Source organism: Endozoicomonas euniceicola (assembly GCF_025562755.1).
Taxonomy (GTDB): domain Bacteria; phylum Pseudomonadota; class Gammaproteobacteria; order Pseudomonadales; family Endozoicomonadaceae; genus Endozoicomonas_A; species Endozoicomonas_A euniceicola.
This window is the reverse complement of record NZ_CP103300.1, coordinates 1,766,397-1,778,617: the sequence shown is the minus strand read 5'-3', so window position 1 is coordinate 1,778,617 and position 12,221 is coordinate 1,766,397. Positions and strand designations below refer to the sequence as shown.

The 12,221-nt window shown below is 47.2% G+C and carries 8 protein-coding genes; 4 read left to right on the top strand and 4 right to left on the bottom strand.

Annotated elements, in window-relative coordinates; translation table 11 throughout:
* Positions 1–315: 315 nt before the first annotated feature.
* Together NX720_RS06920 and glk are read right to left on the bottom strand one after the other, a co-directional pair.
* A complete protein-coding gene (locus tag NX720_RS06920) occupies positions 316–2,256 on the bottom strand; it encodes a hypothetical protein (RefSeq protein WP_262600282.1) in 1,941 nt (646 codons plus the stop codon).
* Positions 2,257–2,790: 534 nt separating this feature from the next.
* Positions 2,791–3,741 carry a glucokinase gene (gene glk / locus NX720_RS06915; protein ID WP_262600281.1) on the bottom strand — a complete coding sequence of 317 codons (951 nt, stop codon included), beginning with the start codon at positions 3,739–3,741 and terminating at the stop codon, positions 2,791–2,793.
* A gap of 233 nt (positions 3,742–3,974) precedes the next feature.
* Here glk and NX720_RS06910 point away from each other — a divergent pair, with 233 nt between their 5' ends.
* The 4 genes from NX720_RS06910 (at position 3,975) to NX720_RS06895 (ending at position 10,082) form a co-directional block, all read left to right on the top strand.
* Positions 3,975–5,222: an outer membrane protein transport protein gene (locus NX720_RS06910; protein WP_262600280.1), complete on the top strand. Its 1,248-nt coding sequence runs from the start codon at positions 3,975–3,977 to the stop codon at positions 5,220–5,222.
* A gap of 272 nt (positions 5,223–5,494) precedes the next feature.
* Positions 5,495–6,994 carry a peptide MFS transporter gene (locus NX720_RS06905; protein ID WP_262600278.1) on the top strand — a complete coding sequence of 500 codons (1,500 nt, stop codon included), beginning with the start codon at positions 5,495–5,497 and terminating at the stop codon, positions 6,992–6,994.
* A gap of 201 nt (positions 6,995–7,195) precedes the next feature.
* A complete protein-coding gene (locus NX720_RS06900) occupies positions 7,196–8,707 on the top strand; it encodes a peptide MFS transporter (protein ID WP_262600277.1) in 1,512 nt (503 codons plus the stop codon).
* Positions 8,708–8,852: 145 nt separating this feature from the next.
* A complete protein-coding gene (locus NX720_RS06895) occupies positions 8,853–10,082 on the top strand; it encodes a dicarboxylate/amino acid:cation symporter (protein WP_262600276.1) in 1,230 nt (409 codons plus the stop codon).
* A 73-nt stretch (positions 10,083–10,155) separates the two neighbouring features.
* Here NX720_RS06895 and NX720_RS06890 read toward each other — a convergent pair whose 3' ends face one another.
* On the bottom strand, positions 10,156–11,730 hold the full coding sequence (locus tag NX720_RS06890) for an FAD-dependent oxidoreductase (protein ID WP_262600275.1): 1,575 nt from the start codon (positions 11,728–11,730) through the stop codon (positions 10,156–10,158).
* 201 nt (positions 11,731–11,931) lie between these two features.
* Positions 11,932–12,096, bottom strand: a complete 165-nt coding sequence (locus NX720_RS06885) for a SecY-interacting protein Syd (RefSeq protein ID WP_262600274.1) — start codon at positions 12,094–12,096, stop codon at positions 11,932–11,934.
* Positions 12,097–12,221: the final 125 nt, after the last annotated feature.

The following is a 12,221-nucleotide window of genomic DNA, read 5'->3' as shown; positions in this document are numbered from 1 at the left end:
TCGCAGGTCTGTCCCTGAGTTGGGACTAGCGGTGACGAAAACCAAGCGCTGCGAAACAAAAAATTCAAGGTAGATGATCTACCTGTTGGGCTAGAAGACCCGCGAAAGTCGTTATTGAAACGCATCGTAGAGGGAACCGTATAGATACCCAGCGAACCGATCAAAGACCAATTAAAACCGGAAGGGCTGTCCGGTTCTGCTGATGGAGGCTTCTATGTAAGTCCGGTTGATATCAACTGGCTGTAGCCTGCGAAATTAGAAGCCTCGCCTGATAAGGCGGGGAGCAGTCACGTGGCCAGTCATTGATGAGTCGGGTTATAGGGCATTATCCTGCTGTGGCATCCAGGCGTTGCGTCTGCTTTCCAGTAAGTGTTTTGTAGACGCCAGTTTGTCGTTCAAAGGTTTCAGATAACTATTTAGCTGCACGCCGACGCTCTCAATAGATTGTATATTGTGTTCAATATCGCGTTGTTCGTTAACAACCATCTTGCCCTGGCGGCCAGCTTTTTTATGGACTTTCAGCAGCTCACCCCTTTCTTTATAAATTAGCTGAGAGTTGGCACAGCAGGTGGCAATCGCATTCATATTGGACGTTAACAGTTGTATTCTGATGTGGAGCCGATCCAGAGCTTCCAGAAAATCTGGCTCCGGCTCGCTTTCTGTGGCGATAATATCAAGTGCCTGGCTAAATGATTCGGTCATGCTTTCAATTAAGTGAAATAGTGATTGGGAGGTAGAGAGTTCTTTTATCGCTTCAGTGAATTTGTCCAACATCGCCAGCTCTGGCATTGAGGCTGCGGGAGATGATCCGGCTTGTCGTATTGATTCGCCGTATTGATAAAAAACAACCACATTTTCACAGTTTTTCCGTACCGCTCGGGACAGTTCAACCCTGACCAGGTCGGCGTAACAATAGCAGGCCTGAGCCCTGGCAAATTTACTGGCAGTTGAATCATTGATTAATGGAGAAAGGATACCGGATATTTCACTGAGAGTTTTTTTATTGGCAAAGGCTTCCAATGCCTCTTTAACCACCGGTGGAATTTCTTGTTCTGTTGATGTCGGGAGAGGCAATGGAGTCGCTGCTGTCAGCTCCTGCGCCTGCTTTTTCTGAGGCTGAGGCTGACTTTGTTTTTTCTGGGTAGCCTTATGTTTTTTTCTTTGGCCGCGTGGCTGTCTTTCAGCCTGTTGTTGAGCTTTGAGAGCTTCTTTTTGCTCATCAATTACCAGGTTGGTTCCGATACTATTAAGAGTCGCAATAATGTAGTCAAACTTTAAAAGCGTCATATCCATTGTTAACTGATACTCAATGTTGAAAACATCCTTCAGAAGTGCCTGATCTTCCTTTGAAATACTATCGTGCTCAATGACTTTATCAATGATTTGACCGAATGTTGCTACGATTGTTTTTAGTTGAGTGATATTTTCCTGATTTTCTGTTAATGCTTTGCTTTCAGAAAGTGTATGGAATGACTTCCTGCAATTAATCAAAATCAATAATATCTCTTTGTCTTCAAAACTCTGTTCTTCGATTTTCAGTAGTAAGTGGTTTAATAATTTCTGAAGCGTCGGTAGTTCTCCAAAATCCATGCACATACCAATTTTTAGTCGCAATTTGTATCCAGTTATTTCTTCCGGATCGATGTTTTGTAACCAGATTAAGAAGCCTTCTTTGTTTTTGTCTATTAGCTCGTTTAAGGCTTGTTCATTGTTTGTGTTGCGATAGTACGTAGTGGCTTTGGTTAATAATGATGTTAATAAACTGTTGTTTATCTGGTCGTGAGTATCTTTTAATTCTTCTTTCTCGTTATTTATTATTTTTATGCGGCCTTTTAAAGCAGTCATTTTTGGGCTTTGCTTTTTGGTGTATTTTATTGAATCTTCCAGTTTTTTTTCTATTTCCATGTTTTTATTCATTAACTCGTGCCGCAAATGGACTAATTCTAATGTTTCTGAAATAAATGTTTCGTAGTGACCGTATGCTTCTGCTTTGGCATGAGTTTCAGGTAAGCTTGTGAAACTGTGCTGGCATTCGGCCAGACGGTTTTGGCATAGTTTTCTGTAAACTATTTTTGTGCAATGGATCTGCTCCAGAAGTTCCTGCTTTGCTTCTTGCGAGCTTTCCCTGTCCAGGTTCTCAGACCTTATTCCTCTTACGCCTGATTCTCTTCTTTGGCGGCGACGGGGCAATAAGCTGTCGCAAAAATCAGCAAAAAGCTTATCTTGACCCGCCAGCATTGTTTTCAGGACAGCCATTTTTTCCAGCCGGGCTTTTGATTCCGGAGAATAGCCTGTCGTCAAATTATAACTGAAGCCTTCCTCTGAGCCCGGGTCGGCGAGCTGGCTGTCTGTCAGGTATTTGCTGATATGATTTATTGACTCTTGTACCGAACCTGCATCCACGATTCTGCGTTGACTGCAGATTTTCCGGTGTTGCAGCAAAACCTCATTCATTTTTGTCCTGAATACCTGAGAGTCCGCAGAGCCCGAAGACTTGGAGGGTTTAGTCGTTTCTACCTTATGACCACTCAGGTTTGTGGATGTTTTTGGCTTTTTCTTCTTTACCTCTGCCCCTTTATCTTCCGAGTTCAGGTTGGCATCAGGTAATGGTGAGTCTGGTCTTGCAGCTAATGCGTCCATAAAATACCCATTAAGTCATTAATCCTTTATGAAGTCCTTTAGAGTACAATTTGTTGCAAAAGTTTCTGAATTCTGAAATTACCTCCAGGAGCCTGTAGCAAAAGGTAGCGAGCGCAGCCCTTTTGCTACAGCGCTCTCAGCGCTAATGGTCTAAACCAGAGGATTATGAAGCGCTCCGCTGGCGCCGATCAGTCCGGGGTTCTCAGCCACCACCAGGTACGTTGGAATCTGTTGCAGGTAATCCACCATTTTAACGTTGGTTTCAAAGGCTTCACGAAATTTGGATTCCGCAAAAAATTCCGTGAAGCGGGGAATAATGCCACCGGCAATATAAACACCACCACGAGCCCCCAGTGTCAGAGCTGCGTTGCTGGCGGCCCGACCGAGCAGTTCGCAGAAATGTTCAAGGGTTTGTTCCGCTACCTTTTCACCTGCCAGTGCCTGCCGGGTGATTTCAAAGTCTCTGAGCGTGTTGTTGTCACCGGCCAGAACACTGTGGGCGCGGTACAGACTTTCCAGGCCTGAGCCGCAGAGAATGGATTCCCAGTAAATAAAGTCTGATGCTTTACGCAGTTCCTGAAGTACCGCAATATCCAGATCGCTCACCGCCGACAGGGCAGCGTGGCCGCCTTCCCCTGGCAGCGGCAGCCAGTGTTCGCCGACTTCTTTCAGTCCTGCTACACCCAGACCGGTGCCGGGCCCGATAATCAGGCGGGTGGCATGTTGCAGGCTTTCACCACGACCCACCTTGATGAGTTCATTGTCTTTAAGGGCAGGCAATGCCAGGGCCTGTGCCGTGAAATCGTTAATAACCTTGAAAGATTCAAGCCCCAGCTTCTCCTGCATGGACTGGCAATTAAACGCCCAGTGGTTGTTGGTCATGCTGATGTCTTCACTGATCGGACAGGCCAGTGCCAGGCAGGCTTCATCTACCGTGATGTTTTGTGCTTTAAGGTAGGCGCTAAAGGCTGCGTCAAGATTCTCATAATCGTCACAGGCCAGAACCTGTATGCTGTTTGAGTCCAGCACATCGTTATGGCTGAGGGCAAACCGTGCGTTAGTGCCGCCGATATCAGCGACCAGGGCATAGTCTTTCATCATTACTTCATTTATCTGGAGGGTAGGAAATTTTGAGGCAAGTTTATGTGAAAATTCTGAAAATTGCAGTGGCTGCCGGAGCTGTCAATAAAAAAAATGACAATGACGTATATTTTTAGGTGAATATACTTATAATGACTGTGTTTCCGGAGTTGGGAAATATACTTCTGGCGACGTCTGATAACAACAAATATAAATCAGGCAACCATAATAATTCTAAGAAACAGGAAGTAGACATGAATAATAAAAGCCTGCTCAAGAAAACTCTGCTGGCGACCACTATTGCTTTAGTCTCACAACAGGGGGCGGCGGCTGGTTTCCAGCTGGTTGAGCACTCCGCTACCGGCCTGGGTCGAGCTTTCGCCGGAGAAGGAGCGGTGGCTGACAATGCTGCCGTTGGGGCAAGAAACCCTGCCGCTATGGCGTTGTTTGATACAGCGGCCTTTTCTGGTGGTATCTCTTACATAAATCCTGATGTGGATGCAGATGTGACAAGTACCGCCGGAGACAGCGGTAAAGCAAAGGATATCGCCCCGGATGCCTGGGTACCGAATATCCATTACATACATCCAGTTAATGACAAGTTTGCCGTTGGAACCTCCGTATTCTCCAACTACGGTTTGTCGACAGAGTACCCAAAAGAGATTGGCTCTCTGGGGGGCGGCAATACGGAACTGATGACTGTGAACTGGGCAGTAAACGGCTCTTACCGTATAAATGAGCAGTTCAGTGTCGGAGCCGGGGTGAATGTTCTGTACGCTGATGCTGAGATGAACCGCTACATGCCTCCAGCAGTGCTCGGGGGAGCTCGTGCGGTTAAAATGGAAGGCGATGGTTACGGCTATGGCTGGAATGTCGGAACCCTCTGGGAAATAAATCCGGATAACCGGATAGCGTTAACCTATCGCTCCAATATAGATACGACTCTCGAAGGTAAAGGGGATTTTCTGAGGGAGGGATTAACCAATACCTCCGCCGAGCTGGATATAGACTTTCCTGATCTCTGGGAATTGTCCGGCTATCACAAAGTGGCACCGGAGTGGGCGGTTTCATACAGTGTGTTGCGTACAGGCTGGAGCAGCTTTAAAGAGTTAAAAGCCACATCGTCGTTATGTAAAGTTGGAAATGGCGCCTGCTTTACCAAAAAAGAGAACTGGGACGATGCCTGGCGTTACTCACTGGGAGTTACCCATTACCTGAATTCTCAGTGGACGTTGCGTGCCGGGGTTGCACTGGATAAGAGTCCGGTACCGAGTGAGCACCGGACTTTGAGTATTCCTGACAGTGACCGCTACTGGTACAGCTTCGGGGCCACTTACAACTTCCAGCAAAATATGACCGTTGACTTTGGTTTTGCTTATCTCGACGGTAATCAGAAGAAGGGGCAGGAAGTGGAATACGCAGGTGCCCTTCCTGTCACTTACGACTTCGAGGCCGGTGGCGATGCCTACATCTTTGCTGCTCAGTACAGCTATTGGTTCTGAGTTTTCCTGAGTAGCATTGCACTCACTCACCAGAACAAAGGCTTCCAATATTTTCGTCTATTGGAAGCCTTTCTGCGGAACTTTCATAATGAGCGCCTCTGTTTAAGTATTTTTGTTGAAGAAGTAGTCAGAAACACTGATTACTGCATCAGGTCAATTTTCTGATTTTTCCCCCATGTTAATCTTCCGCCCATTATCAACACCGGCAGTTCAACATTATTGACTCTGTTTTTTGAGTTGCTGAGTCAGTTGATTTTTTTTTGGGGAAAACCGTGTCTGTCTTCGCTAATCGTTTGCCCATAACGGCAAAGGTGCTGATTATTCGGCAATTACTTTGGGGCGCCGCTTTTTATGGTGTCTATGTACTGTTAACCAAGTACTTTCTCAATGAGCTGAATTACAGCGAAGCCGACACGATTATGATGCTGGGCGCTTTTGGTGCGGTAGGCCCGGTTTTTTCTGCGGTGGGTGGTTTTCTTGCGGATCGTTATATTGGTGCTTTCCGTGCGGTTCACATTGGCTACTCCATTTATGCCCTTGGTTTTTTGCTGTTAGGCGTTGGTGCGTCGCTGGTCAATATTCCCCTGAGCATCATGGCGATTGCCCTGATCGGTTACGCCCGGGGACTGTCCGCCACCTGTCCGACGGTTTTGCTGAGTAACTCGTTTTCTGACGAGCACCGGGAAGATTTTCAGAAAGGTCTTACCGTCAACTACTCACTGAATAACCTGGGCTCTTTCACGGCACGCTATCTGTTTCCTTTCTTCATCGCCGCTATTGCCTATCAGGGTAACTTTCTTCTGTCGTTTACCCTGATGTGCTGCAACCTGGTGATGTTCTGGATCTTCCGTAAACAGTTGAGAGCAGTGGGCAACCATCACGATCAGCAGCCTTTAAGCATCAAGGTATGGATGATGTTCATCGCTGTTTCCCTGACGATGCTGGGGCTGGTGTTTTGGGTTTTCAGCAATCTGACGGAAGGTAAGTACCTGCTTTATACTCTGGGTGCGGCGGCGATTCTCTATTTTATCACCCTGATTATCCGCGCTCCGGCTGTCTATAAGTACAGGATGTGTTCTGTGCTGGTCATGCTGTTCATTATGATCTGCTTCTACTTCTATTATGGGCAGATGTCGACTTCCATGAACCTGTACGCCATCAATTTGATGGGGGATCGGGTGCTTGGCTTTATTCCGGTCATGCCTGAGTCCAGTGCCGCCTTTAACCCGCTGTGGTGTTTCATTATGGGCGGGCCCATGATCTTTATTTATACCTGGCTGGAGAAGAAGGGTATCTCGCCTTCTATCCCAACTAAGTTTGCGTTCGCTTTTGTCTTTAGCGGCATGGCCTTTGCCCTGCTGGCGACTTCCACTCAATATATCGGTAACGATGGTAAGTTCTCCGCTAACTGGATTCTGATGGTTCATTTCTTTCAGTCTGTGGCGGAGCTGATTGTTGGCGCTCTCGGTGTCGGCTTTATCATCGAGATGGTGCCAAAAAGTGTTTCGGCCTTTGCCATGGGGTTGCGTGCCGTTACCCTGTCACTGTCCGGTATTCTGGCCGCGGTCATTTCTACCAAAATTGCTTTGCCCAAGGATATAGAGTTGACCACGGAAGTGATTAATAACGTCTATACCGGCTACTTTACCAATCTGGCCCTGGCTGCTTTTGCCATGTTCTTTGTCACGCTGATACTGTCCAGACTGATTAAGAGGCTGATTGCCAGAAGTGAAGCGATTGCATGCCAGGAGGCATCTTTGCAACCCGCTTAATAGTTCGTTCTCGGGAGCAGGGTGGTCACATGCTCTGTTCCTGATTTAGCTTGCCTTGAGGGATTCGGGTAAACCGGGTTCCGCAGCAATAGCTTCAAAGAATAGCTCCAAAGAATAGTTCCAAACCAAAAAATTAAACGACAGTATTTTAATAAGAAGTCATTTCAATAGATCAATTCTCAGAATAACAGGGAGAAAACTGTGTCTGGTTTTATTTCCAAGCTGCCTTTAACGGCAAGACTGCTTATCTTGCGACAATTTCTTTGGGGAGCCGCTTTTTACGGCGTCTATGTCCTTCTCACCAAATACTTCCTTAATGAGCTGAACTACAGCGAGGCGGACACAATTATGGTTCTGGGTGCCTTTGGTGCCGTGGGGCCGGTGTTTTCCGCGGTGGGGGGCTTTGTCGCTGACCGTTATATTGGTGCATTCCGGGCCGTCTATATCGGCTATACCATCTATGCTGTTGGCTTTCTGATGCTGGGTATTGGTGCGTCTACTGCCAGTATTCCTCTCAGTCTTATGTCCATTGCCGTGATCTGTTATGCACGAGGACTGTCGGCTACCTGTCCGACGGTACTGCTGGGTAACTCTTTTCCTGATGACCAGCGGGATGATTTTCAGAAAGGTCTGACGTTTAATTATTCCATTAATAACTTCGGGTCGTTTCTGGCGCACTACCTGTTCCCGTTCTTTGTGGCTTACATTGCCTACCAGGGTAACTTCTACATTTCCTTTGCCTTGATGTGCTGCAACGTGCTGATGTTCTGGATTTTCCGCCGACAGCTGACGGCAGTGGGCAATGACTTTGACCAACGGCCTGTGAGAAAAACCGTCTGGGTTTTGTTTGCGCTGGGCTCAGTGGCCATGCTGGGTGTGGTGTTCTGGATTTTCAGCAACCTGGATGAAGGTAAAAACCTGCTTTACGCTCTGGGTGTCTGTGCCATCCTGTATTTCATTTCCTGTATTTTTAAGGCATCTACCGCTTATAAATACAGAATGGGTTGTGTACTGATTATGCTGTTTATCATGATCTGCTTTTATTTCTATTATGGGCAGATGATGACGTCTATGAATATTTACGCCATTAACCTGATGGGGGATCGTCTGCTGGGCATTATCCCTATTCTTCCGGAGGCAAACTCAGCCTTTAACCCTCTCTGGTGTTTTGTCCTGGGCGCACCGGTCATTTTTGCCTATTCCTGGTTAGAGAAGAAGGGCTTTAACCCAACCATTCCCACCAAGTTTGCCGCAGCGTTTGTTTTCACGGCTATTGCTTTTGGCCTGCTGGCATTGTCTACCCAGTTTGTTGATGAGAACAGTAAAATCTCCGCCGACTGGATCATGATGGTTCACTTCTTCCAGGCTATTGCCGAATTGATTGTAGGCGCTCTTGGTGTTGGTTTTATTCTGGAAATGGTGCCAAAGACCCTGTCTGCATTCGCCATGGGGCTGAGAGCAGTTACCTTGTCACTGTCTGGCATTCTGGCGGCCGTTATTTCCACTAAAATTGCTTTGCCGAAGGATATTGAATTAACGGAAGAGATCGTTAATTCCGTATACACCGGCTACTTCACCAAACTGGCTCTGGCTGCGCTGGTGATGGCGGTGGTGACTTTCATGTTATCCAAAGTGATTGCCAGGCTGGTGGCCAAAGGCAAAGCTATTGAGCAGGCAGAGGGGACTGCCGGGTTAACAGAAGCGTCTGTTTAAGTGTTGCGCAGGCTGAGTAGAGCGCCATGAAACGATCTACTCGCCTGATTCAGAGTGTGTGTTCCGGAGAAAAGCGTGAAGATGCTGCCTGTTATCGCTAAGCTTCAGGCTATGTCGATATTTTCTGTTTCAGGAACCAGACACAATGGATAATAAGCTTGCCCCCCGTATTCTGATTGCCCTGGTCGTGGGCCTTTTTGTTGGCGGCATCATACAGATGTTTGCAGCTCCCGATGGCTTTTTGCAGACCGTGCTGATTACAAACACCTTTGGGACCGGTGGCACCCTGTTTGTTGACATGATCAAACTGGTGGTTATGCCGCTGATTTTTATTTCAATTGTCAATGCGGTCTGTTCGCTGGAAGATATCAGCCAGTTTGGTCGTCTTGGGGTGTTCACCTTCGGGCTTTATCTGGTGAATACGGCTATTGCTATTGTGGCTGCAATCTTTGTAGCCACCCTGTTGCAGCCGGGGCTGGGGGCCGATCTGGGGCTGGCAGACCCTTCTGTCGAGCTGAGCCTTAAGGAGCCGCCATCCTTGCTGGCGATGATTGTGGATATTGTTCCTGTGAACCCTGTTGATGCTTTTGTAGAAGGAAAAATTCTGCAAATTCTGTTTATGGCTATCACCACAGGTGTCGCCATCAAAAAACTGGATATTCAGGATACGCACAGGGTCAGTAAAGCTTTTGCCATAGCCAATAATGTGATGATGAAGCTGGTCAGTATGATCATGTCTCTTGCCCCCTGGGGGGTCTTTTTTCTTACCGCCAAAATGGCTGCGACCCTGGATATAGAAAGCATTCTGAGCGTGATGTCTTATGTGGGAACCGCTCTTCTGGTGATTACTGTCTGGCTGTTTGTGTTTTATCCATTGATGGTTTTTGCCACTACCCGGCGTAGCCCACTGGACTTTATCCGAAAAACCCGTGAACAGATGATATTCGCCCTGTCCACAGCCAGCTCTAATGCCACGATTCCAGTGACTCTGCGCACGCTGACGGACAAACTGAAAGTCTCTAGTCGTATTGCCGGATTCACTGTGCCGCTGGGCGCCACCATGAATATGTCTGGTGCCGCTATCTATATGGTGGTGGCTTCCATCTTTATCGCGGATGCTTACGGACTGACTCTGAACAGATTAGAACTGATTGATCTGGGGTTTACTGTTCTTTTACTGGCTATTGCGGCGGGTGGTATTCCCGGCGGAGCCATTGTGACCATTGGCGTTCTGCTGCATACCCTGGGGCTGCCTGTGGAAGCTCTGGGTATCATTATTGCCGTTGACCGGATTATTGACCCTGTGTGCACCGTGCTCAATGTAACCGGCGATACGGTGGTCTGCACTATTGTTTCTCACAGAAGTACGCTTTGATACGTAAGGTTCCCAGGCAGGATTCCGGGAGAAACAACAGCGCAAATCCCGGATGATAAATATCGGATGATAATCACAGATCGTCGTGTAAAGGCTGGAGCTTTGACAGATCGCAGTCAGGCTTCTCAGCACACTCAATGATCTGTTGCAGGGTGTTCTTCTGATTCTGTAAAGAGTCATCCAGGTATGATGCCAGGTGGCTGAGCCATTTTGCAGCCTGGTCTGAACGTCCGCTAGTTTGTTCTGAACGTCCGTAAACTTTGTCTGTACTACTGGCTGCTTGAGTGATTTCCGGCACCTGTGGTTTTATTGCTGCTGCAATGGCTTTAGCAGACCGAAGCGCAGACTCCTGACTGTCAAACCAGTTGGTCCAGCCGCCAGCGTAGAAAATGCCATATTTCCCCTGCCATTGATTGAGTTGTTCACGCAGCTTCATAAACTCTACCGTAGGCTGCATTATATCGTGCCGGAGAGTGTGGAAAATGTGCGCACATGGTTTGTCTGGCAGATCAGGAAAGCCCCAGGATTTAAAGACCGGAATCAGCTGGTCTTTATCGTAAGGGGGGCTCAGTGAACCCATCCAGCCGCTAAAGGTCAGTTTTTTAGCGGATTCATTCACGAGTGTATTGGCTGCTGACCATTGGGTTGGGTCATGAGGCATCCAGCATGGGGTGTCTTTTTGCAGCGTAATCGTGATTTCTGTGTACTGAGAAGCCAAATCCTTCAGGAGTGTTTTCAGCTCAGGATCGACTACGCTGTCTTTTAGTAATTCCGCAGAAGAGGCAGGGCTGCCAGCCAGAACAACCTGTTTGACGAGCTTTGTCGTTTTATCAGCAAAATGAAGTTTTATACCCTCCTGTTCCGGCGCTACGCGGATAGCTTGTAAGTCTGTATGTTTCTCAGCTTTTGACTTTTCCAGCACTTTTTCAAGAATGCCCAATAGACCAATTTCACTCTGGTTCACATTAAACACGGCCGTGCTGAATTTAATGGCATCTTTGCTTTTTGCCTTGGGTCCAAAAGCATTCTGAATAAAGTAGGTAATCGCAAACAGTGCTGAAGCTTTACCGATCTGGTCGTAGGGCATTAAGACAAACTGGGAGAAGAGATTTTTAAGCACATTTTTTTTAAAGTCAGTGCTGACAAAATCTAAGCCATCAAGAAAATCATCAACCGTCATGAGCCAGTCAGGTGGTATTTTGGTATTGAATCGCTCAGCCGCAACCAGAAAAAATCCAAACTCAACGATTCGCTTCCAGTCCTGAAGACTGTACTTCACAAAGCCGGGGTAGGTAGAAGGCACCCAGAACAAATGCTTTTGAGTCTCTGAATTCCAGATTGTCAGGCCAGCAGGATAAGCTTTTACTTTATCGATCAAGCCTGCTTCTTCAATGAGTTCATCGTAAGCAGGCTGGGCTTTGTGGCTGAAAAACTGAGCGCCTGCGTCCAGTGTGTATTCTTTTCCACCGTATGTCACATTGGTTGATGAGACATGGCCTCCTATCTCTTTCCCCTGATCATAGATATCAATTTTAAAGTCACCAGGAAATTTTTTTTCCACTTCATAAGCCGTAAAAATGCCGGCGGCACCGGCACCAATAATACCTATATTGTCAGTCGTTGAGAGTGCTGACAGCGGATAAATCATTGAGGAAAACAATATAAAGGCAGCTATGTTTTTACGAAGGCATTTGTGGAAAGTATTCATGACAAGGGACAACCAGAAGGGAAGAGGGAGGGAGTGGTACAGTTAATACCTGATCAAGAATAGCACCCGCATTCATTGGCGCAGAATTTCTGGCGTTAAAGGAAGTGATTGACAGGGGTGTGAGCCCTGCCATCTTGACGATCAGACAGCCGGCTCCAGACTGTTGATGGCACCCTGCTCACAGGCAGAAGGCCAGTCACTGTCGTGTTCTACAGTGGGTGGCTGATGGTGTTGTTGGTACGATTGAAAATAACGGTGATGAAACTGCTGTAAAGCACTGATCAGGTTGGAATGGCTTGCGTTCATTGGCAGTGAGAACTTTAAGTAAAAAAATAGCAATAAAAATGGTAACAAGAGTGGAAGTTCTTACGACACTGGTCCGTAGTGCTCAGCCTGAATTCATGCTTGTTTGCTAAGCTTATCTGTCGCTG

Bases quoted from the DNA above. Each gene is read 5' to 3' on its own strand.
- NX720_RS06920 (WP_262600282.1), bottom strand. From the start codon at position 2,256: ATGGCTGTCCTGAAAACAATGCTGGCGGGTCAAGATAAGCTTTTTGCT.
- glk (WP_262600281.1), bottom strand. From the start codon at position 3,741: ATGATGAAAGACTATGCCCTGGTCGCTGATATCGGCGGCACTAACGCA.
- NX720_RS06890 (WP_262600275.1), bottom strand. From the start codon at position 11,730: ATGATTTATCCGCTGTCAGCACTCTCAACGACTGACAATATAGGTATT.
- NX720_RS06885 (WP_262600274.1), bottom strand. From the start codon at position 12,096: ATGAACGCAAGCCATTCCAACCTGATCAGTGCTTTACAGCAGTTTCAT.
- NX720_RS06910 (WP_262600280.1), top strand. From the start codon at position 3,975: ATGAATAATAAAAGCCTGCTCAAGAAAACTCTGCTGGCGACCACTATT.
- NX720_RS06895 (WP_262600276.1), top strand. From the start codon at position 8,853: ATGGATAATAAGCTTGCCCCCCGTATTCTGATTGCCCTGGTCGTGGGC.